Genomic DNA, 21,884 nt, shown 5'->3' with positions numbered 1-21,884 from the left:
AAGTTAGCTTAACAGCTTGCAAAAGTCATATAAAATGAGATTTGAAAGGATTAGAGACTAATTATGATGAAATGCGAATGGATATTGTGTCCTGTTTGTGGGAGCAAAACCCGTAATAAAATTAGGAAGGACACTGTTTTGGAGAATTATCCCCTTTATTGTCCAAAATGCAGACAAGAAAGATTGATTAAAGTTGACAACTTGAAGATAACTGTCATCAAAGAGCCAGACGCTTAAGACGCAGAGCCGATGAAATTGTGGAACAATTCACGAATCATCGGCTCTTTTTGTTTCGTATTTGAAAGAACAAACTCACCAAATAAAAAAAACGATATTCGGGTGGGTTATTTTGTTATACCCTAAATTACCCTCTGAATTTGTTTTTAAATTTGGAGGGATTTTTTTATGTCCTTTTTTCGGGCAGTTATCTATCTGCTCATACGAAGCAAAATTTATCAATACATAGCATATCAGAGAACGGCAGGAAACCAGTTAAAAAAATTTCTGCCAGTGCAACGGTACTTCTCACCTTGAAAGTAGAAGTACAATCTCCATACAATAGAATTACTATTTCCTATAACCGTAAAGGTCACAGAGCCTTTGCGGTTTTTCTTTTGTCGATTTTTGTTGGAAAGTGCCGTAGGGCTGTTTCTGATATGCGGTGTCGTTCTCCGCCTCTCCATCTGGATTTTTTACATTTCAAAAATTCAGATGGGAGGTATTTATGGTGAAATATGCACCAAGAAAGGTATATATCAGAGAAAGTGGCGGCTATGTGGAATTATCCTACACGGAGTTCTGCCGTTGCAGGGAATCCGACCAGACCTATATGGACAAGCTGTTTATCCCCATTCAAGGCTGTCTGCTTGAAGTCGTGAGGGAGCAATACACAGACTTCTACCGTGACAAGGAACGGTGGCGTTATCTGCAAAAATTAGATACAAAGAATAGACTGCTATCTCTCGACGGATTTACGGACAGCGAGGGGAATCCTCTGGACTTTATCACTGATGAAGCGGTGGACATTGCAGAAACCGTTGTCAATGCGGTCATGGTGGACAGGCTGAAAGCCGCCCTGCCTTTGCTGTCGGATAGTGAACAGGAGCTGATACAGGCAATCTTTTTTGACGGACTTTCCGAGCGTGAAGTCGGGGCGAGGTTGGGCATAACCCAGAGCGTTGTAAACAAACGCAAAGCCAGAATCCTAATAAAACTAAGAAAGATAATAGAAAATTAAAATTTAAGGCGTTCAGCCCCCTTGTTTTTTCCTTTGGGAAGATGAGGGGGCTTTTCTCTGCCCTCTCAATCAATTCTGATTGGAGGAAGTAAGAATGGCATACAACCACGGACGGGAGGACAGGAAATGGCGTATCTGGAAAGAAGCGGAGGAAAAGCTGCTGCGTGAGTGCGGCGTTGATGAAGCGACCATTGAGCAGATACGCATGGCGGACAGGGCAGACTTCAATTCCAACAGGCGGTTTTACCGATGGACGAATGACGTTGCGGAATATCTTGAGGACATGGCAGGCAGGGAGCGGCAGGCGGAAGTGGGTACGGTTGCGGAGTTACTGGAAGAGATTGAGAGCGAAAATCTCTATCAAGTATTAGTCACGGTGGACGGGCGTACCTTGAAAATCGTCCTGCTGAAAATGCAGGGGTATTCCACAAAGGAGATTGCCCCGCTTGTGCATTTGACGACTGGTGCCATCTATGCGAGGTTAGACCATCTGCGGAAGAAGCTGCGGAAAATTTTATAGCTTCTAAAACAGCCTGCCATCCTGCGGGCTACTGGGTGAGGGATGGAAATCCCCTCACTCATTTTTTGCAGGAGGACAACAGGATGGCATACAGGGTTAAGGCATACACGCTTCGGGAGGAATCCACGGAAAGCGGCACAAGGTATTTTATCAGCTTTAAGGACGGGCAGGGCAAATCCCACGAGTTGGAAGTGTCGGAACAGTTCTTTATGGAGTTTCGGCAGATGGAGCGCAGGAACAGGAATCTTTTCTAATGGGACGAGCGGCACAGGGAGTTTAACGAGGTATGGGACGAAACCCTTTACAGACGGGCGTTGCGTGTGCCTAAGAGCCTTGATGAACGCATGGTTGAGGAAGAACGGAATGAAACGCTCTATAAGGCGGTTGGGAGCCTTCCAGAGATACAAAGGCGGCGTTTCCTGCTCTACTACGAGTATGAGTTCAATTTTTACCAAATCGCCGCTATGGAGCATTGCACCGCTTCGGCAATACAGAAATCTGTTGCGATTGCAAAGGAGAAAGTAAAGGCGGAAATTGAAGAAATATCTCCAACCGTGACCGACACCGCCCGAAAAAGAAATCTGTTTTTTATTTGTGTGGGATTGGCGGCATTACATACTCTCACTTTTTTCCGTGGGAGTAAATCTATTTTTAAGGAGGTCAACGCCTATGTGCAACGAAAACAAAGACACCGCCCGAAAGGAGGAAAGCCATGCAGAAGTTACAGACAGTCAACGCCGAAACGCTCCTTTATGAACCGCTTGAGAAACCATCCTTTGTGGTGGACAGCCTTATCCCGACAGGCTTATCGCTGTTCTGCGGCTCACAGAAGATAGGCAAAAGCTGGCTCATGCTGAAGCTATGCTTATGCGTGTCGCAGGGAATCCCTTTATGGGATATGCCGACAATGGAGGGCGATGTGCTTTACCTCTGCCTTGAGGACACGTTCTGCCGCATACAGGACAGGTTATTTCGTTTGACGGACGAAGCAAGCGGGCGGCTCCACTTTGCCGTGGCAAGCTGCAAGCTGTCAGACGGTCTTATCGTGCAGCTTGAAGATTATCTGAAAGATTACCCAGACAGCAGGCTCATTGTCATTGATACCTTGCAGAAAGTCCGTACAGCTTCAAAAGACAATGCCTATGCAAGCGACTATGGGGACATCTCCCTCATCAAAGACTTTGCCGACAGGCACTCTCTGGCGGTCATTGTCGTACACCACATCCGAAAGCAGAATGACAGCGACGTGTTCAACAAGGTGTCTGGGACGACAGGATTAACGGGGAGTGCGGACGCTACCTTTGTTCTGGAAAAGGAGAAACGTGCGTCTGACACCGCCAAGCTGTATGTGACGGGCAGGGACACGCCTTATCAGGAATACACGCTGCGTTTCCGTGATTGCCGTTGGGAGCTTGTGGAGCGGAAAACGCAGGAGCAGCTTGCGAAAGAAACGATACCAGATGTCCTTTTTCGGTTGGTGGATTTTATGAGGGATAAGGAAGAATGGATAGGCACGGCAACGGAACTGTTAGCCGCTATGGGGGAAACGGAAACCATACCCACGGTGATTACGAAATGGCTGAATGAATACCGCACCACATTTTTAAGCGAGAACCGTATCTGCTACCAGTACAGCCGCAGGAAAGACGGCAGGCGGATTGCCCTTGCAAGGAGGGCGGGTGACAGCGGTGATGGTGGTGACAGCGATATTAGGATACCCCCCTGTTACTGTCATTGACGCTTAAAGCCATGTAAAGCTGGCGGCTCTGCCCTGCGGGTGACAGCAGTGACGGTGGTGACAGTGATTTTAGGATACCCTGCCGCTGTCATCCCTACGGGAGAACACCCCGTAAACGCAAAATGCAGGCGTGAGATTTACTCGCCCTTTTCGGTCGTGTAAAACCACCCCTGCGGTCAGAAAAATCATTCCGATTTTTCCGACTGCGTTTACAGGGTGTAACACACTACACTTTGCCCTGCAAAGTCGTGTGCCAGACGTTCCCTCTGGACTCCCTTAAGGCAGGGCTGTGCCCTGCTATCCTACGCCTTACGGCTTCGGATAAAAGAATGGCGGCATGACGGTGACGGCTCTTGCGAGGGGGGTATCCCAAAAACACCGTCATCATCGACATGACCGTCATGCAGGGGGTGAGGGTGACAGTTGCGGCAGTCGGCAGGGGGTATCCCAAAACTGCTGTCACCACCGTCACCGCTGTCACCCCAAAGGACGGTCACCCGCCGAAAGAAAGGAGGAATCCGCCTATGCCTTATGCAATCCTGCGTTTCCAGAAACGAAAAGCGGGCGGCGTTGCGGCTTGTGAACGCCACAACGAGCGGAAGAAAGAAGCCTACAAAAGCAACCCAGATATAGATATGGAACGCTCTAAAAACAATTACCATCTCATAGCACCACCAAAGTACACCTACAAGAAAGAGATTAACCGCATGGTAGCCGAAGCGGGGTGCAGGACAAGGAAAGACAGCGTGATGATGGTGGAAACGCTCATCACAGCTTCACCAGAATTTATGAACCAGTTACCGCCCGAAGAACAAAAAGCGTATTTCCAGACGGCTCTTGACTTCATTTCGGAGCGTGTTGGAAAGCAGAATATCCTCTCCGCTGTCGTCCATATGGACGAGAGAACGCCCCATATGCACCTCTGCTTTGTGCCGATTACGCCAGACAATAAGCTGTCAGCGAAAGCTATCTTAGGCAACCAGAAATCATTATCCGAGTGGCAGACCGCCTACCATGAGCGGATGTCCTCACGGTGGAATCAGCTTGAACGGGGGCAGTCCTCAATGGAAACCAAGCGGAAACACGTCCCCACATGGCTCTATAAATTAGGCGGCAGGCTTGATAAACAGTATGAAGAAATCGTGTCTGCCCTATCCGACATCAACGCCTTTAACGCAGGGAAGAAAAGGGATAAAGCGTTAGATTTACTCTCTGCATGGCTGCCAGACGTGGAGAAATTCTCTAAGGAAATCGGGAAACAGCAGGCGTATATCGACAGTTTGAAAGAGAGAATTGGGCAGGAATCAGACTATGCGGGGCGTATGCGTGATGAAAAGTACGAGCAGGAACTAAAGGTGCAGAAAGCGAATCAGAAGATATTTGAATTGCAGAGAACCAACGAGCAGATGGGGCGGCTGCTGTCAAAAATACCGCCCGAAGTGTTGGAAGAATTGCAGAAAAATCATAGAAGCAGAGCGAAAGAAAGGTAGATATGTGAATGAAGAAACAGGATTTTAAGGTGTTAAAGACCAAAGACTTGTACCCGTTCCCCGACAATCCGTTTCATGTGGCAGAAGATGAAACACTGTCAGAGTTAGCGGAAAGCATCAAGGAATTTGGCATTGTCACGCCGATAATCACACGCCCGAAAGAGGACGGGGACGGTTATGAAGTGATTGCAGGACAGCGGCGTGTCCGTGCTTCTGAACTTGCAGGGATAAATACCGTGCCTGCGTTTGTCCTGCCCTTAGACCGTGACCGAGCCATCATCACCCTTGTAGACAGCAATTTGCAGCGTGAGAATATCCTGCCATCGGAGCGGGCGTTTGCTTACAAGATGAAATCCGAAGCCATGAAGCGGCAGGGTTTCCGCACAGACTTAACCTCGTCACAAGTTGTGACGAAGTTGCGGACGGACGACAAGGTGGCACAGGGCTTCGGCGTGGGCAGGATGACCGTGCAGCGTTTTATCCGCCTGACGGAACTGATACCGCCGATTTTGCAGATGGTGGACGAGGGGAAAATCGCCCTCACGCCTGCGGTGGAACTGTCCTTCTTGAAGAAAGACGAGCAGGAAAACCTCTTTGCCACGATGGAGAGCGAAGAAGCAACGCCCTCACTCTCACAGGCACAGCGGATGAAACAGTTAAGCCAGAGCGGGCGGCTTGACATGGATACGATATTTGCGATTATGACGGAGGAAAAGGGCAACCAGAAAGAAACCTTGAAAATCAACACAAGCAAGCTGAAAAAATACTTTCCGAAGAACACAACGCCGAAGCAGATGGAGGAAACCATCATCAAACTTTTGGAGCGTGAGTTGCAGAGGAAACGCAACCGTGACAGCCGCTAATCTTCTTTTTTCGGGAAGTAAATACAGAGAGTTGAGGTATGGAGAATGAGAGAAATCCAGTATGAAATCGTAAAGGAAATCGCAGTATTGTCTACGGGCGACAGTGGCTACACAAAGGAAATCAATCTCATTTCATGGAATGGGAAAGAGCCGAAGTATGACATCCGCAGCTTTTCCCCGAACCGTGAAAAGTGCGGCAAGGGAATCACGCTGAACGCTGATGAAGCGGCGGCACTCCTTAAAGCATTACAGAAAGAATTAAACAGCGAGGATTAATGGTATCTGATTGGCAGGGCGGGGACATTTCCAAACTCTTCCCTGCCCTGTCTGGAAAGGAAGATTTAAGTATGGGCGAGGATAAGAAAGCAGATAAAAAGAGAAAGCGTATCGTGCCAAAAGCACCAGTGCAGATGATAATCAGCCGTGAATATGTCGGCACACAGACCGTTACAGAAGCGTTTGTCCCGATTATCTCCGAGGATATTCGGAAGAAGATTGCCGAGGGCGACACCTTCGACAATGAGGGGCTGTCCGCTTAGAATGTACGCAATGGGACATGAAAACAGATAGGACAGATACGGAGGTTTTACAGTATGGCAGGAATCAAAGAAGAAAAGAAAATCTATTTAGTCGGCATTTATTGCCGCTTATCTAAAGACGATGGTACGGATAACGAGAGTGCGAGCATTGCGACACAGAAATCCATCCTCACGGATTATGTGAAAAAGCAGGGATGGCACATAGCAAAAACGTATGTGGACGATGGTTATTCTGGTACAAATTTCCAAAGACCAAGTTTCCAGAATATGATAAAAGACATTGAAAGCGGTCTGATAAACTGCGTGATTACGAAAGATTTATCCCGTCTGGGGAGAAACTATCTTGATTGTGGGTTATATCTGGAAGTTTTCTTCCCAGAGCATAACGTGAGGTATATAGCGGTCAATGACGGCGTAGATACCTTGAATAAATCTGCTATGGACATCACGCCTTTCCGCAACATTTTAAACGAAATGTATGCCGCTGACATATCTGTTAAGATAAAATCGGCATATCGGGCGAGGTTTCAACAGGGGAAATTCATGGGAACTACCGCCCCTTATGGCTATATCAAAGACCCTGCCGACCACAACCATCTGCTGATAGATGATAAAGTGGCACATGTTGTAAAAGAGATATTCGACCTTGCATTAAAAGGGAATGGAGTTGCCAAAATTTGCAGACATCTTAATAAACAGCATATCCTACGCCCTGCCGCTTATGCGGCGGAGCGTGGCGAAACAGGCTTTGAACGTCATTTTGAGGGGAACGAGGACAAACGCTATATTTGGAGTGGGAACAGCGTGAGGAGCATTTTAAGAAGCCCGATATATGCGGGAAATCTTGTAGGCTACAAACGGATTGCCGCCAATATGAAAAGCAAGAAACGCCCCTCTAAGCTGCCCGAAGAATGGGAAGTGATACCCAATACCCATGAGGGAATAGTCACGCAGGAGGAATTTGATATTGTCCAACAGCTTATTACAAGTCGTAGGCTTCCACAGAACAAGGGAGGATTTGTAAATATTTTTGCAGGCGTTATCAAGTGTGTGGACTGCGGATGTGCTCTGCGGGCAATGAACGTACACAGGAGGAAACGCCCAGAGATTATCGACTGTGTACAGTATTCATGTAATAATTATGCAAGAAACGGAAGAAGCGAGTGTAGTGCCCACAATATAGAAGCAAGGGATTTATTCAATGCCGTTCTTGCCGACATCAACTGTTTTGCGGATATGGCAGTGAATGATGAAAAGGCGGTCAGGGCCATAGAAAAGCGGCTCACGGAAACAGACCAGAGCAGGGCGAAAGCATTAGAGAAAGAACGTAAGAAGCTGAACAAACGCCTTGCGGAACTGGACAGGCTGTTTTCCTCTCTCTACGAGGATAAGGTCATGGAGCGTATTACCGAGCGGAATTTTGAGATGATGTCGGGGAAATACCAGAAAGAGCAGCTTGAAATTGAAGCAAGGCTGAAAGAGGTGACGGAAACTCTTAATGAAAGCTACGAGAAATCACGGGGAATCCGTGACTTCCTCGCCCTTATCCGAAATTATCAAGGCTTAAAAGAACTGGATGCAACAGTTATAAACGCACTCATAGACAAGATACTTGTTTCGGAGCGTGAGAAGATGGCAGACGGAACAGTGAAGCAGGAAATCAAGATTTACTATAAATTCATCGGCTTTGTCGATGAATTACATATCATACCTACAAAACGGTGGGCAGCAATGCCCGCTAAAAATTGTACGGTGTGCGGCGTTGAATATGTCCCGGGCTCTGGTGCATCAAGGTATTGTCCTGCTTGTGCCAAGAAGATACGGAGGGAGAAATCAAACGAGAGCAAACGCAGGAGCAGAGAACAGAAAAGGATAGCATGTATGAACTGTCCGCAAAAAATGACCGACTGATGAAGACCAGTTTGGAGGATGTTTATGCTGCAGGCGACTGCGCGATGGTAACAAACCGGATCACAGGGAAGAGACAGTGGTCTCCCATGGGCTCTTCTGCTAATATGGAAGGCCGGACACTTGCACAGGTTCTGACAGGCGCCGTCAAAGAATACAAGGGAGTCCTGGGAACCGGCGTTGTGAAGCTCCCGAATCTGAACTGCGGGCGTACGGGACTGACAGAGGCACAGGCAAAAGAAGCGGGATATGAGGTGGTGACGGCCCTTGCAGTAACAGAAGATAAGGCACACTACTATCCGGGAGCCGCATCTTTTGTAACAAAGCTGATTGCGGATAAAGAGACGCATAAGCTTCTGGGAGCGCAGGTATTTGGCCCCGGAGCGGTAAATAAGATGGTTGACATTGCGGTGATGGGAATCAACATGGGTGCAGTCCTGGAAGATTATGAAAACGCTGATTTCGCATATGCACCTCCATTCTCAACAGCAATCCATCCCTTTGTCCAGGCGGTATATATTCTGTTGAACAAGATCAATGGAGAACTTGTGAGTATGACTCCTGCCGAATACGCAGAAGGAAAAGCGGATGGATGGCGTATTCTGGATGTAGGTCTGTCCCCGTCTATCCGTGGAGCGCAATATATTAATCTGGGCACGGTAAACGGAGAACTTGAGGGGATTGGCAAAGATGAGAAACTGCTGTTAGTCTGTACAAAGGGGAAACGGGCGTATTTCCTTCAAAACAGACTGAGATACTTTGGTTATGCAAACACGGCAGCATTAGAAGGCGGTGTCTTTTTCAACGATGTGAAGGTGAAAAAGACGTAGGCTGAAGTTTCAGCGGAAGATGTAACAAGGATTAAGGCACTTGTCTTCATCAGAGATAAGACGACCTCCGATAAGTTTAACGGACGTGTTATCACAAGAAATGGAAAGATCACTGCGGAAGAGGCCCGTACAATTGCAGAAGCTGCTGAGCTCTACGGAAGTGGTGAAGTGACGATGACCTCCCGGCTAACCGTCGAGATTCAGGGAGTACCATATGATAATATAGAGCCACTTAGAGAATATCTGATGCAGGCAGGCCTCGAGACTGGGGGGACGGGATCGAAGGTCCGTCCGGTTGTATCCTGCAAAGGCACAACATGCCAGTATGGATTGATCGATACATTTGGGCTTTCAGAGGAGATACACGAACGCTTTTATCACGGGTATTCCAGCGTGAAATTGCCGGACAAGTTTAAGATTGCGGCAGGCGGATGTCCAAATAACTGTGTGAAACCGGATCTGAATGATCTGGGAATCATCGGACAGCGTGTACCGCAGATTGATTTCGAAAAGTGCCGTGACTGTAATAAATGTCAGGTTATGGAAACTTGTTAAACATCCAGCTTAAACAGGCAGGTATAGGTATTATATAGATAAAACGGACACGGGGGAAATCGTGTTGTGGCAGAATGCTTCAGCAAAATATTTCTTTCCCGTGTCCAGTTACTATTACAATTGTTCCGCCTGGAGATAGTACCGGATATCTTCTTCCGTCAGCGAAAAATACTTTCTGAGCCGACTGGCAATAACTTCATCGGTATAGCCATCATCAGTTAGAGCTTGTACGAAAAGTAAAATATCCTGACGCATAACATCCTGCGTGACTTGTTTGGTGACCTGTTCGGTAACTTGTTCGGTAACTTGTTTGGTGACCTGTTCGGTAACTTGTTTGGTAACCTGTTCGGTAACTTCTTCAGTGACGTCTTCAGTCACCTGCTCAATTACATCCAGAGCAATCAGATTAGTAAACTTTGCCACCTCTTTTTGTACATCTTCAGCAAATAATTCATGTAATGCTTCACACATATCTTTCACCTCCTCAAATGTGTTATGGTTTGCCCGGACTATTACGTCCATCATAGCCTGATAATCTTTGGAATGTTTATGCTTTTGATAGTCCTCCATCAGCATATCCAGATGTTCTCCTGGCACCAAATCTGTGCGCAGGCTGCTGAGCCAGAGGTTTTCCTTATAGGGCAGTTGGGGGATCAGTATTAACTGCATGGGGATAGGATCTCCTCTCAGATAGTAAATACCTGAAGATACCTGGCCGATGGTAATATTTCTTTCCTTTTTTAACTTTTTGGACATCTCTCTTGGATACTGGCTGCATACAAAAGAGATGGTTATGTCCTGGGCAGAAATTTCATCAACATGTTCCGTATTAGCTTTGTAGAAACAGGCGTATGCATATGTTTTATAAAAATCGTCTATGTTTAATGTATCCCCAGGGCTCTTATACTCGAAGATATTATGACCGCGCAGGATTCTCCCAAAATCCTTCTTTAGCGGCTCTTTGTCCTTTTTAATTAAAACCAGATCAATACGCATGGGCATTTTATTCAATCCAAGTTCCGTTTGGAATGTTATGGTTTCTGCCTCCTCTGCCGTATTGAGCTGAATGGCTGTTCCAAATATGGGATGCCATTGCAGCATTTGATCATTCATTTAGTACCTCCATTATAGCATGCTCGGTTTGAAGCAGGTAACAGTTCGTAACATAATTTACTGTGGCTTTAAACCCTCAATAGGCAGCACCTCTTTCAAATGGGCGCTGCTGTTGTGAACAAGTAATGTGTAAACAGCAGCAGAGTGATTACAAATCTGGATTCTTTGACGAGTGTCAGAAAAAAATAGATTTTCAATAGAAATAAAGATTTGTGCAGACAGGATATCATATCCGGATGAGGAAAAGCAATGTGTTTATTGTTGAAAAATAAGGGAATAATGTTGAAAACATAGACTTAATAAAAAGGAGAATCATAAGATGCTCTCCATTTATATTTTGAAGATAATACAGGAAAAAACAAATCCCCCGCAGACTCCTGCGGGGGATTTGACTTAGGTTTGCATAGAATTCAAATCTGACGAATCACTAAAACCGGATTATGCTCCAACTACGTTAACAGCCTGAGGTCCGCGGTTTCCTTCTGTGATGTCAAATGATACTTTCTGTCCTTCTTCCAGAGATTTGTAACCATCGGAAGCGATTCCTGAAAAGTGTACGAATACGTCTTCTCCGTTAGCATCGTTTGTAATAAATCCAAATCCTTTTTGTGCGTTAAACCATTTTACTGTACCGTTATTCATAATAGGTACCTCCTAAATATAATATTTGTAAATCTCAGAAAATAAAAAATCACATATTTTTGTAAGGCATTATCAATGGAACATAATGACTTACAAAAATATGTGAAATCTAACTCCGATGAAAATACACCTATAGGATAGCATGAGATTTATGATTAGTCAAGTGATACGTGAAATATTCATATAAAAACAAAATAATCATATAAATGCATTGAAAACATTCATAATAAATGATAAAATAAGCGTGAAAAGATAATAAACGATAGTTTTAATGAAAAATAACAATCATTTAAGGCAGGAGGAAGCAAAATGAGCAAAGTGAATGAACTGACAAGAGAGAAATGGGTACTCGGAGCATTTCCGGAATGGGGAACCTGGCTGAACGAGGAAATTGATGAGGAAGTAGTTGCCCCGGGAACATTCGCCATGTGGTGGATTGGATGCACCGGGCTCTGGATCAAATCCGAGAACAGTACGAACATTGCAATCGACCTGTGGTTCGGCAATGGTAAAAGAAGCAAAAAGACAAAGGAGATGGCTCCGTTCCATCAGATGCGCAATATGACAGGGGGAAGGATGACGCAGCCAAACCTGCGTGCGGCGCCGATTGTTTACGATCCGTTTGCCGTTACAACTGTGGATGCGGTACTGTCCACCCACTACCACAATGACCACATTGACCCGTTCTTTGCGGCAGCGGTTATGCAGAACTGTGAGCCTGACGTCCCATTTATCGGGCCCCTCAAGAGCGTTGAAAAGTGGCTCAGCTATGGAGTTCCGGAAGAAAGATGCAGAATTGTAAAACCGGGAGATGTGATTCGGGTAAAAGACTGCGAGATTGTGGTATTGGATTCCTTTGACAGAACCTGTCTTGTAACCGCGGATGAGGATATTCGGAATACCTGCCCCAACGATATGGATGAAAAAGCGGTCAATTACCTGATCAAAACACCGGCTGGAACCGTTTATCACAGCGGGGACTCTCATTACTCTACATATTATGCAAAACATGGCAAAGACTATGATATAGACATTGCTTTTGGTTCTTATGGTGAAAACCCGGCCGGAAATCAGGATAAGATGACATCTGTGGATATCCTTCGAATGGCAGAGGCTCTGCAGTGTAAGGTCGTGATTCCGTTCCATTATGATGTATGGACGAACTTTAAGGCAGACCCGGCGGAGATTTTGATGCTTTACAACTTTAAAAAAGATGTGTTACAGTATCAGTTCACACCATTCATCTGGGATGTGGGTGGAAAATATATCTGGCCCCTAGACAAAGATAAAAAACAGTTCCATTATAGAAGAGGATTTGAAGACTGCTTTACAGATGAGCCAAACGTGCCTTACCGTTCCATTCTGTAAAAAAATATTCGGGAAAAAGGAGAATGCGGAAATGTTATTAAGAGAATTAGTGGAGAAAAAACGAGTTTGCTTTCATAAAGGATTTGATACATGGGAAGAAGCGGTAGCGGCATCCTGCCAGCCTCTTCTGGACGATGGCTCTATCGAGCAGGCATATATTGATGCTGTAATCGGCTGCGTGAAAAAATATGGCCCTTACATAGTGTTTGCACCTAATATCGCAATGCCGCATTCGCAGGAAGGCGCTGTGGGAGTGAATGACACGGCAGTATCATTCATGAAACTGGAGGAACCTGTACATTTTGAAGAAGGTAATCCGGAAAAAGACGCCAAGCTGTTCTTTGTTCTGGCTTCCAAAGACCACGACGAACATATGAAAAACATGGAAAAACTGGCCAATATGCTGTTGACAGCCGATATCATGGATGCATTGATGAATGTTAAGGATGAAGAAGAACTTCTTGCACTGGATGCAAAGTATTCTGAGCTATGAGAAATCTTTTTTATCAGAACTGGACAACTGCGAGCAGGAATATACGGGAGAGCGAAGGTGTTCTGTTAACCCTTGGTTCAGTGGAGGAGCATGGCCTCCACCTGCCTCTCGGGACGGATACAATACTGGCGCATGCATTTGCACAAGAGATCTGTGAAAGAGAGGACATGTATTATTATCCATGTATAACCTATGGACAGGTATGGTCCGCCAGGGAGTTTGAGAGCACTATATCTATCAGTCCGGCATGTCTTGAAAATTACTGCCTGCAGGCCGTGGAAAGTGTGATGCGTGCCAGCCCCAGGCGGATTATTTTGTATTCTTTCCATAACGGAAATCATAAGGTCATTGAAGAGGTTCTTCGAACTTTGGCCGATCGCGGGACCGGAGATCATGTGTATCATATGAAGGCTGCCGGAATTGAAAAGAAAGCAGGACATATTCTGACTACGCCTCTGTGGAACGGAAGTGTATGGCATGCGGGAGAACTGGAGACTTCTCTGATGCTCTATGTTAAGGAGGAACTGGTGGATATGAAAGCTGTGACCACAGAATTCCCGCCGGTTCCGCTTCTTTATGGTAAAAAGCCGGTGCCATGGAGAACTTTTATAGAGAGCGGGGCCTTCGGAGATGCATCCGCAGCGACTGCGGAAAAAGGCAGGGAATTATTTGAACTTATATGCCGGGAGCTGCAGGAACAAATACGCTGTATAAAAGAAGGAGAGAACTATGAGCGAAATTAAGCTTGTCGTCTGCGATCTGGACGGGACACTTTTAAATGACGAGAAAATGATCACCCCCTATACGGTATCTGTGATGAAAAAAGTCAGGGAGATGGGGATTGCTTTCTGCCTTGCCTCCGGACGGGATGAACAGATGATGTCCATCTATGAAAAACAGCTTGGCGGCTGTGAATACATGTTGTCTGATAATGGCGCACTTGTGCGAAGCGGTAAGCGGGTGATCTGCTGTAATTTTCTGGCAGAGGAGGATACCGCCAGTCTTCTGGCCTATCTGAATGAACAGCAGATGACATTTATGATGTATTCTGCAGAACAAATGTATTTTTCTGAGGGAAGCGAAAAATTGAAAAAGAGGATCCGGGATTACGAGGCGCTGTCTCAGAAAGCAGGCTGCCCGGTAAAACTCAAGGTCAGGGAGTTCCTCCGGAGCGGCTCTGTGCTGGGGTACAAGACTGCTGCAAAAATCGTGGCCTACGTGGAAAACGAAACAGCAATGGAAGCGTACATAAGTTTCGTTGACAGTCTGGCAAACGTGCACCATGAACCAACGGGGTATGGCCTTTTAGGTGCATTTCAGAGTCAGGTCTCCAAAAAAACTGCTCTTGAGACAATTATGCAGGAGATGAAGATCGGTAAAGAAAACGTCTGTGTATTCGGGGATTATGAAAACGATCTGAGTATGTTTGCATGCGCGGATTATAGAATTTGCATGGAAAACGGCGTAAAGGCACTGAAAGACGCGGCCAGCAGTGTGACATTCAGCAATAATGACGATGGTGTGGCAAGATACCTGGAAAAAGAGTTGGGAATTGTGACCAAACAGTGATTATATGAATTATAACGAACGTAAAACAAATATATAGCAATGAAATGGTAATTAATGAGGCGTAAAACTTATTTAAAGAGCAAAAAGTTCATATAAAACGATAAATAATCATATAATAAGATTGACAATTATCATAACGAACACTATAATACAAAGTATCAAGAATGCATTTTGCACAAAGAGATAGGAAAATTTTGTTACAAAGGAAGGAGAGGAATAATGTTAAACTCAATTCTTGATTTACTCTTAAAACAAATCTTCGGACAGCCTTTTCTGTTGATGGCAATCATCGTATTTATCGGTTATATTGCGATGAAGCAGAAGGTGTCCAAGGCAATTGCAGGTGCGGCAAAAGCATCCATCGGTATTATTGTTATGGGGATGGGATCCGGCGCCCTGATTGCGAACTTCGGAAAACTTCTGACGGCTCTTCAGAACGCAACAGGTATCCAGGGGGCAGGACTTAATACATACCCGACCATGACTGCCGGTTACGAGAAGATGGATGCGATTCTCGGAGAGGGAACAGGGGCTGCATGGGGGATTTACACGCTGCTTGTAGCATTTATCCTGAATCTGGTTCTTGTGGCGCTGAGAAAGTTTACAAGAATCCGTGCCGTTTACCTGACAGGTAACGCTATGATCGTTCAGGCAGGTATCAGTACATATATTGTCTGGAGGTTCCTGGGGCTCGGAATGCTGCCGACAGTCCTGATCGCAGCCGTAGTTACCGCTCTTTACTGGGGTATTTGTTCCACATTGCTGATCGAGCCTACAAAGAAAATCACAGGCGCAGATTTTACGGTAGCCCATCAGCAGATGGTTGTTGACTATATTGCCTACAAAGTGGCTCCAAAGATCGGCAACCCGGAAAAAGATGATATTGAGAAAAAGAAATTACCGGAATCACTGAATTTCCTTCAGGATAACATTATTGCAACGGCCCTTGTTATGTTCATTTCAACTGCAATTATTATGCTTGTGGTAGGAAAAGAGCAGATCGACTGGCTCCGAGGAGCAGAAGGGCTGAATCAAGCGGGCCTGACAAACAACGTAGTATTTCTTATCTGGATTGCCATCACACTGACAGCCAACATCGTCGTATTGCTGAGTGGTGTGCGTATGTTCGTGGGAGAGCTGATGGTGTCCTTCAAGGGTATCTCAGAGAAATTGCTTCCGGGCGCGGTAGCAGGTGTTGACTGTGCAGCGATCTTTGCATTTGCTCCTAAATCAGTAGTACTTGGTCTGCTCTTCGGAGCTCTGGGACAGATCATCGGTCTTGTCGGACTGTTGGTATTCAAGTCCCCGATCTTCCTGGTACCCGGCTTTATACCGCTGTTCTTCGACAATGCGACCATCGCAATCTTTGCAAACAAGTTCGGCGGCTGGAAGGCAGCAGCCCTGATCTGTACGGCAAATGGTCTGGTTCAGATACTTGGTTCCGCCCTCGCTGTTAAGATGATGGAAATAACATGGTGGCAGGGAAGCGCAGATTATGCGACAATATGGGTAGTAATTATCGCGATCTTCAAAGGAATTGGAAGTCTGTTGGGAATTCCGATAGCAGGTTAGGTAATTCACTGAAAAAACAAGGTAACTGTTCATGGATCTGAACAATTAAAACAGGAGGTAAAAAAGATGCTTAATATTTTATGTGTGTGCGGAAATGGTATGGGAACCAGCACGATTTTAAAGATCAGTGTAAAGAAAATTTGTGATGAGCACAATATTGACGCCGCTGTGGAATCATGTTCATTTGGTGAGGCGCTGTCTTTTATCACAACAACGGATCTGGTTCTGACCAGTCCTGAGTGGGCGGGGATGCTTCCGCCAAGCAATGCTGTCATTGCAGAGACAAAGAACCTGATTGATACGGCTGCTGTGACAGAGACGCTTCTCGCCGCAGTAAAAGAACATTTTCCAAATGAAATAAAGTAAGGCTTAGTGCCTACCGGTATATTTACGCCGGGAGGCACTCGTTAACTGTTTAGATTTTTAGGAGGATGAAAATGACTGGTTATGAGATTATCAAAGGAAACGTGAAATTTACGGGGCCGGATCGAATTGGACTCCGCTTTGACCGGATCGCCGGTAAAGGGGACGTATGCCGTATTTTCGTCCTGCCGCCAAAAAGCACATGGCCGGAGGGCGCGGACTATACAGTTTCCAAAAAGGTGCGCCCTAAGAACGGGGAATATGATGAATGGGGATGTATGTGGGAAAGCGATGATGCCAGCGGCTCTGATATGGGCCAGGTAACGAACATTCCGATAGAGGAATGGGACGATATGGATGATTATGTATTCCCGGATCCTAAGGCGGAAGGGCGTTTTGAGGGACTTCAGGAGGCACTTGATGAGGCGGAGAAAAAAGGCCTCTACGTGCAGCTGAACAGCCCGCAGTGTATCTTTGAACGCATGCATTTCTTAAGAGGTTTTGAAAATACATTAATGGACTGTCTTGTGGAGCCCGAAGAGATTGAGGTTATGGCTGAAAGGCTTGCGGATTATCAGATTGGCATTATCGAAGAAGCCTACAGACTGGGCAAAGGCAGAATTCACTGTTATGATACAACCGATGACTGGGGGACACAGAACAATCTGATGATATCCCCGGACATATTCAGAGAAATATTCAAACCGCAGTATAAAAGGATATTTGATAAAGCGCATGAGTGCGGCATGGATATCCGTTTCCATACCGATGGTAAGATCAATGATATCCTGGAGGACCTGATCGAACTGGGGGTAGACATAATCAATATTCATCAGCCAAGACTGGTCGGTATAGACGAAGTATCAAAGATCGCACAGGGCCGCATCTGCTTCGAAGCAGCCATCGACATTCAGGCAACGCTCCCGACAGGCGACAAGGAACTGATCGAACAGGAAGCAAAAGAATTGGTAGAGAAGTGGGCCACGCCCAAAGGCGGTCTTATAGGAGTGGAATATGGTTATCTGGATGCCATTGGCACAACCAAGGAATCCATGCTCTATGCGCTGGAGTGCTTTGAAAAGTACGGTAGCTTTCGAGACGGGTTCAAGGTTGGCGCATCATAAAGTGATAGCCGGGAGACATCGTAAGAGTATATGTTCCGCCAAGAGAATTCATACGCTGCCCCGCTTCGGAGCCTCCCCGGGTTGACAAGTTTTTCTGCCGATTGGATGCACCCAGCGAAATGAAGGGACAGACGCAAGCCTCCCAAGTGCATATGTGCCGTTTCAGGGTGCTAAAGCGGCACATATGCACTTGGGAGGCTTGCGTCTGTCTCTTCATTTCGCGCCCCCCTCCCCGTCCAACAATTGTCAAGACTACTTGACGATTCAGAAAAACATTCATATAATTGTCTTAATAACATGATCTAATCATATATTCTTTAGAAAGTAAAGCCTGTCAAAGTGGTGGAAAGAGGAAAAGATATGAAAAGAAGCAGAGCATTAGTTGATAACAGAAGAAATAAAGTGCTGCAGTCGCTGAAGAACAACGGCTTTGTAAAAGTGCAGGAACTGGCAGAAGAGCTGCAGGTATCTCCCCTTACCATCCGAAGGGATCTTCAGTATCTTGAGGACCAGAAAAAGCTGGAACGTTTTTACGGCGGGGCTACCGTGACCGACCGCGTAACCGAGATTAATACAGAAGAGGATGAGATCAAGCTTTACAGGAAGAGGATCGCCCAGTATGCGGCATCTCTGGTAGAGGACGGAGATACTATATTTATAAATACCAGCGCGACGGCGCTGCAGATGATAAAATACATTAAGGATAAAAGAGTGATTGTGATCACAAACAATGGGAAAGCCATCTATACGGAGCATTCTTCCAAGGTATCTGTGATACTAAGCGGAGGGGAGCTGCGCGAGATCAAAGAGGCCATGGTGGGCGAATTTGCCTCCAACAATATCAGTAAAGTAACTGCGAAGAAGAGCTTTATAGGATGTTCCGGTCTGAGCCTGGAAAGCGGGATGACTACGGAGATACTGAACGAGGTAAATATTAACCAGCTGATGCTGCAGCGGGTTACAGACACCTCCTACATCCTAGCCGACCACACCAAGCTGGGTAGAAACAGCAGCTTTGTGAGCTGCCCTACGGACTCTATTCTGAATGTAATTACAGATGAAAAAGCGCCCCAAGAGATTGTCGATGGTTTCCGGGAGTATGAAGTAAACGTAGTGCAGGTAACAAAAGATGGGGTACCTGTGGATTTCCAGGAATAAAGGAAGAGGAGAAAGAGATGTTAGAAGAGTTAAAGCAGAAGGTATATGAAGCAAACATGGAACTGCCGCGCCGCGGCCTTGTGACCTATACATGGGGCAATGTCAGCGGGATAGACAGAGAGTCCGGTTTTTTTGTTATTAAGCCCAGCGGTGTGGATTATGAGACGCTGATGCCGGACGATATGGTTGTGATGGATCTGGAAGGAAACAAAATAGAAGGAAGATATAATCCTTCTTCAGACACGCCGACCCACCTGGAACTGTACAGGGCATTTCCGGGGGTAGGCGGAATCGTACATACCCATTCTTCCTGGGCAACATCCTGGGCGCAGGCCTGCAGAAGCGTTCCCTGCTATGGGACCACACATGCGGACTATTATTACGGAGAGATTCCCTGCGCGAGATCCCTGACCGCGGAAGAGATCAACGGGGAGTACGAAAAGAATACGGGGCTTGTGATTATCGAAACATTTAAAGAAAAAGATCCTGCCAGTGTGCCGGGGGTTCTGTGCTCCAACCACGGACCGTTTACCTGGGGGAAAGATGCTGCTGAGGCTGTGCACAATGCGGTTGTTCTGGAAGAGGTGGCAAAGATGGCTTTCCGTACGGAACAGCTGAACAGAGAAGTGACTTCTGCTCCGCAGGTACTGCAGGATAAACATTATTTGAGAAAACATGGGCCAGGGGCATACTACGGGCAGGGTAAATAGCGTAAAGCGTTAAAGAAGATTGGAGAAAGCGGGCAGGTTCAGCCCGCTTTTTGTGATATTTAGATTTCAACAGTACATAAATATGCCGCTATCTCCGGCTGTATTTTTCGTAAAAATCATTGTAATATAAACAATTATCAACAGGTGTATTGGGCGGGATGTGGTTGCCTACGGCCATAAAATATCCGGGGCAGTCTCTTCCGAGAGCGATACACCTTTTTACTTCATTTTCTATATCATCTTTATCCCCGCACAACAGGATCCGGGTGTCGGCATTTCCTACAATGACGTGTGTACTTCCGTATTTTTCGCAGATATAAGACATATCGGTACATGGCTCCATAACAAAACCATTGACACTGCAAGCTGCGATATCATCCACAAATTGTGTAAAATTACCGTCCGATGTAAAAAGTATCTTTTTACCTTTTTCCTGCAAAGGCGCCAGAAGCTTTTTTAAATTAGAAAAAATAAAGGTTTTGTAGAATTCGGGCGCCAGAAAAGCTCCGCTTGTCCATACAATATCATCGTGTACCATGACAACAGGAGATTCGCATTCGGCTAATGCTTCAAAATACTGCAGATTCCACTCTGTATAACGGTTCATAAATTCTCCGAACAGCCTGCTGTCCACACCTGCCGCCAGAAGCAGCATATCCCAGCCGAGGATCTCTATGGCCCCGGACATACAGGTTGTGTAAATTCCGGTCATGTTTACGGTATCCGGATGTTCCCGGATCATTTTCTGGTAGTCCTGATTAAAATCTGTAATCAGCCTGCTTTTATCCTTTTCCCCATAGGTCTCGAAAAAATCCAAATCGAAAACATCTTCCGGCTCCTCGATGAATACATGGACATCGTCTGAATAATCCGTGCTATTCTGCTGATAGGACGCATGTCCCATTTTTGTGTGATTCTCGCCGAATTGTTCATCAAAAGGAATAATGTTCCAGAAAAAGCCGTAGTCCCATGCTTTAATGAATTCTTCTGAGGCATGTATGCGGGTCTGCCCGGAACTGTATGAAGAGACTTCAATTCCTGTAACTTTTTGCACAAGATCCCAGTGGAAGTGTGCGGAATACTCTGTGCGGGGAATTTTTGGTGGCATCTCGAGATTTAGGGCGCTGAGGCCATTTTCATAAGACATATTAATTATCACTTTCCTTCCTGCTTATTATTTTGTATACTATAATTATAGAAAATACAGGGAAAATGTACATGCAATTAATATAAAAATAAATGGAGTTTTTTGCTATGGAAAATCAAAAATTTGCAATGCTGGAAGAAAAGATAAATGAGATTAAATTCGAAATTGTGGAGAGCGGGCTTCTTACGGCGGGGGAGGAGTGGGACTATAAACAGGTAGTATCCCCGTTTAACAGATTATACTTTATACTGGAGGGGCAAGGCCATATACACAACGACATGCAGCAGATGGGCCTGAAAGAAGGACACCTATATTTGATACCGGCAGGAGCTACCTACGATTATAAAGCGGGGGGCCGTATGAAAAAGCTTTATATACATTTCCAGATACAGCTGATACCGGGGATCGACCTGTTTTCCCGGTGTATGGAGGCAATGGAACTGCCCCAGATACCAAAAGAAATGGAGCTGCTGCTGGAGAATCTGAAACAGAAAACAATGGATAAAATCATAGCTGCAAAGTCCCTGCTGCTCGCGGTCATATCACGCTTTTTGGAAATAGCCAGGCGGGAAGGCATGGAGGAAAATTACAGCGGGTATGAAAAACAACAGAGAGCCATAAGTTATGTGGAAAACCATCTGAGCGGGGCATTAAAGGTAAGTGAAGTCGCAGCAGCTTTAGGGGGATCGTATTACGCTGTCTCCAGGAATTTTAAGAGGGATACGGGGATCGGACTCAAGGAGTATATGGAAACGCTGTTAATGAACAGGGCCAAAAGGCTGCTGGCAGCAACGGATATGAGGATATCCGAGATCGCCGTGGAATTAGGCTTTGAGGATGCTTTTTATTTTTCCAGGTTTTTCCGCAAATACGAAAAAATGCCTCCCAGAGAATACCGCAGCAGAAGGATGCTTTAAAGGAGGAGCGGTTTCTGGTATTAAGTTA

At 45.8% G+C, this 21,884-nt stretch carries 24 protein-coding genes and 1 pseudogene; 22 read left to right on the top strand and 3 right to left on the bottom strand.

Annotated elements, in window-relative coordinates; all coding sequences use genetic code 11:
• Window positions 1-63 precede the first annotated feature (63 nt).
• From ARB69_RS26110 to ARB69_RS27925, 12 genes and pseudogenes are all read left to right on the top strand, one after another.
• Complete coding sequence (locus tag ARB69_RS26110; protein WP_002779755.1) at window positions 64-237, top strand: cysteine-rich KTR domain-containing protein; 174 nt, start codon at window positions 64-66, stop codon at window positions 235-237.
• A 487-nt stretch (window positions 238-724) separates the two neighbouring features.
• Window positions 725-1,237 (top strand): sigma-70 family RNA polymerase sigma factor, encoded by a 513-nt coding sequence (locus tag ARB69_RS14080; RefSeq protein ID WP_000241709.1) that lies wholly within the window; start codon window positions 725-727, stop codon window positions 1,235-1,237.
• A gap of 94 nt (window positions 1,238-1,331) precedes the next feature.
• Entirely contained in the window at window positions 1,332-1,757 is a 426-nt protein-coding gene (locus ARB69_RS14075) for a sigma-70 family RNA polymerase sigma factor (RefSeq protein WP_000323895.1), read from the top strand.
• Window positions 1,758-1,840: 83 nt separating this feature from the next.
• Window positions 1,841-2,315, top strand: a pseudogene (locus ARB69_RS26730) (RNA polymerase sigma factor).
• A gap of 154 nt (window positions 2,316-2,469) precedes the next feature.
• Entirely contained in the window at window positions 2,470-3,495 is a 1,026-nt protein-coding gene (locus ARB69_RS14065; protein WP_001170964.1) for an AAA family ATPase, read from the top strand.
• A gap of 524 nt (window positions 3,496-4,019) precedes the next feature.
• Window positions 4,020-4,985, top strand: a complete 966-nt coding sequence (gene mobV, locus ARB69_RS14060) for a MobV family relaxase (protein WP_001820668.1) — start codon at window positions 4,020-4,022, stop codon at window positions 4,983-4,985.
• Between the two features lie 8 nt (window positions 4,986-4,993).
• Window positions 4,994-5,848, top strand: a complete 855-nt coding sequence (locus ARB69_RS14055) for a ParB/RepB/Spo0J family partition protein (RefSeq protein WP_000743700.1) — start codon at window positions 4,994-4,996, stop codon at window positions 5,846-5,848.
• A gap of 45 nt (window positions 5,849-5,893) precedes the next feature.
• The gene (locus ARB69_RS14050) at window positions 5,894-6,124 is read left to right on the top strand and encodes a YdbC family protein (protein WP_001206986.1); all 231 of its coding nucleotides are present in this window, start codon (window positions 5,894-5,896) and stop codon (window positions 6,122-6,124) included.
• 71 nt (window positions 6,125-6,195) lie between these two features.
• Window positions 6,196-6,387 (top strand): hypothetical protein, encoded by a 192-nt coding sequence (locus tag ARB69_RS14045; RefSeq protein ID WP_001820669.1) that lies wholly within the window; start codon window positions 6,196-6,198, stop codon window positions 6,385-6,387.
• A gap of 54 nt (window positions 6,388-6,441) precedes the next feature.
• A complete protein-coding gene (locus tag ARB69_RS14040) occupies window positions 6,442-8,298 on the top strand; it encodes a recombinase family protein (protein ID WP_001820670.1) in 1,857 nt (618 codons plus the stop codon).
• Window positions 8,265-9,125 (top strand): hypothetical protein, encoded by an 861-nt coding sequence (locus ARB69_RS27930; RefSeq protein ID WP_278313165.1) that lies wholly within the window; start codon window positions 8,265-8,267, stop codon window positions 9,123-9,125. The genes ARB69_RS14040 and ARB69_RS27930 overlap by 34 nt, the downstream gene beginning before the upstream one ends.
• Before the next feature lie 30 nt (window positions 9,126-9,155).
• The gene (locus ARB69_RS27925) at window positions 9,156-9,680 is read left to right on the top strand and encodes a hypothetical protein (RefSeq protein WP_330377681.1); all 525 of its coding nucleotides are present in this window, start codon (window positions 9,156-9,158) and stop codon (window positions 9,678-9,680) included.
• Between the two features lie 114 nt (window positions 9,681-9,794).
• On the opposite strand, the gene ARB69_RS14030 is transcribed toward ARB69_RS27925, so the two are convergent.
• Both ARB69_RS14030 and ARB69_RS14025 read right to left on the bottom strand, forming a co-directional pair.
• Entirely contained in the window at window positions 9,795-10,793 is a 999-nt protein-coding gene (locus tag ARB69_RS14030; protein ID WP_055153783.1) for a hypothetical protein, read from the bottom strand.
• Between the two features lie 438 nt (window positions 10,794-11,231).
• Window positions 11,232-11,435, bottom strand: coding sequence for a cold-shock protein (locus ARB69_RS14025; RefSeq protein ID WP_009001509.1), 204 nt, complete (start codon window positions 11,433-11,435; stop codon window positions 11,232-11,234).
• 309 nt (window positions 11,436-11,744) lie between these two features.
• On the opposite strand from ARB69_RS14025, the gene ulaG reads away from it, so the two are divergent.
• The 9 genes from ulaG to ARB69_RS13980 all read left to right on the top strand — a co-directional run bounded on the left by ulaG (window position 11,745) and on the right by ARB69_RS13980 (window position 19,792).
• Window positions 11,745-12,803: an L-ascorbate 6-phosphate lactonase gene (gene ulaG / locus ARB69_RS14020; protein WP_055153781.1), complete on the top strand. Its 1,059-nt coding sequence runs from the start codon at window positions 11,745-11,747 to the stop codon at window positions 12,801-12,803.
• Window positions 12,804-12,834: 31 nt separating this feature from the next.
• Window positions 12,835-13,296, top strand: coding sequence for a PTS sugar transporter subunit IIA (locus ARB69_RS14015; RefSeq protein WP_025655784.1), 462 nt, complete (start codon window positions 12,835-12,837; stop codon window positions 13,294-13,296).
• Window positions 13,293-14,039 (top strand): creatininase family protein, encoded by a 747-nt coding sequence (locus ARB69_RS14010; RefSeq protein WP_055153779.1) that lies wholly within the window; start codon window positions 13,293-13,295, stop codon window positions 14,037-14,039. The genes ARB69_RS14015 and ARB69_RS14010 overlap by 4 nt, the downstream gene beginning before the upstream one ends.
• Window positions 14,026-14,865: a Cof-type HAD-IIB family hydrolase gene (locus ARB69_RS14005; protein ID WP_055153777.1), complete on the top strand. Its 840-nt coding sequence runs from the start codon at window positions 14,026-14,028 to the stop codon at window positions 14,863-14,865. Before ARB69_RS14010 ends, ARB69_RS14005 begins: the two co-directional genes overlap by 14 nt.
• A 219-nt stretch (window positions 14,866-15,084) precedes the next feature.
• Window positions 15,085-16,437, top strand: coding sequence for a PTS transporter subunit IIC (locus ARB69_RS14000; RefSeq protein WP_055153775.1), 1,353 nt, complete (start codon window positions 15,085-15,087; stop codon window positions 16,435-16,437).
• 66 nt (window positions 16,438-16,503) lie between these two features.
• A complete protein-coding gene (locus tag ARB69_RS13995; protein WP_025655788.1) occupies window positions 16,504-16,803 on the top strand; it encodes a PTS sugar transporter subunit IIB in 300 nt (99 codons plus the stop codon).
• A gap of 71 nt (window positions 16,804-16,874) precedes the next feature.
• The gene (locus tag ARB69_RS13990) at window positions 16,875-17,924 is read left to right on the top strand and encodes a uroporphyrinogen decarboxylase family protein (RefSeq protein WP_055153773.1); all 1,050 of its coding nucleotides are present in this window, start codon (window positions 16,875-16,877) and stop codon (window positions 17,922-17,924) included.
• 360 nt (window positions 17,925-18,284) lie between these two features.
• Entirely contained in the window at window positions 18,285-19,082 is a 798-nt protein-coding gene (locus tag ARB69_RS13985) for a DeoR/GlpR family DNA-binding transcription regulator (protein ID WP_025655790.1), read from the top strand.
• 17 nt (window positions 19,083-19,099) lie between these two features.
• Window positions 19,100-19,792, top strand: a complete 693-nt coding sequence (locus tag ARB69_RS13980; RefSeq protein ID WP_025655791.1) for an L-ribulose-5-phosphate 4-epimerase — start codon at window positions 19,100-19,102, stop codon at window positions 19,790-19,792.
• An 88-nt stretch (window positions 19,793-19,880) separates the two neighbouring features.
• Here ARB69_RS13980 and ARB69_RS13975 read toward each other — a convergent pair whose 3' ends face one another.
• A complete protein-coding gene (locus tag ARB69_RS13975) occupies window positions 19,881-20,951 on the bottom strand; it encodes a uroporphyrinogen decarboxylase family protein (protein ID WP_242857604.1) in 1,071 nt (356 codons plus the stop codon).
• Between the two features lie 95 nt (window positions 20,952-21,046).
• Here ARB69_RS13975 and ARB69_RS13970 point away from each other — a divergent pair, with 95 nt between their 5' ends.
• On the top strand, window positions 21,047-21,856 hold the full coding sequence (locus ARB69_RS13970) for an AraC family transcriptional regulator (protein WP_055153769.1): 810 nt from the start codon (window positions 21,047-21,049) through the stop codon (window positions 21,854-21,856).
• Window positions 21,857-21,884: the final 28 nt, after the last annotated feature.

The sequence above is a fragment of the Faecalicatena contorta genome, assembly GCF_001404335.1.
GTDB classification, from domain to species: Bacteria; Bacillota; Clostridia; order Lachnospirales; family Lachnospiraceae; genus Faecalicatena; species Faecalicatena contortus_B.
This window is presented reverse-complemented; position numbering and strand designations above follow the sequence as displayed.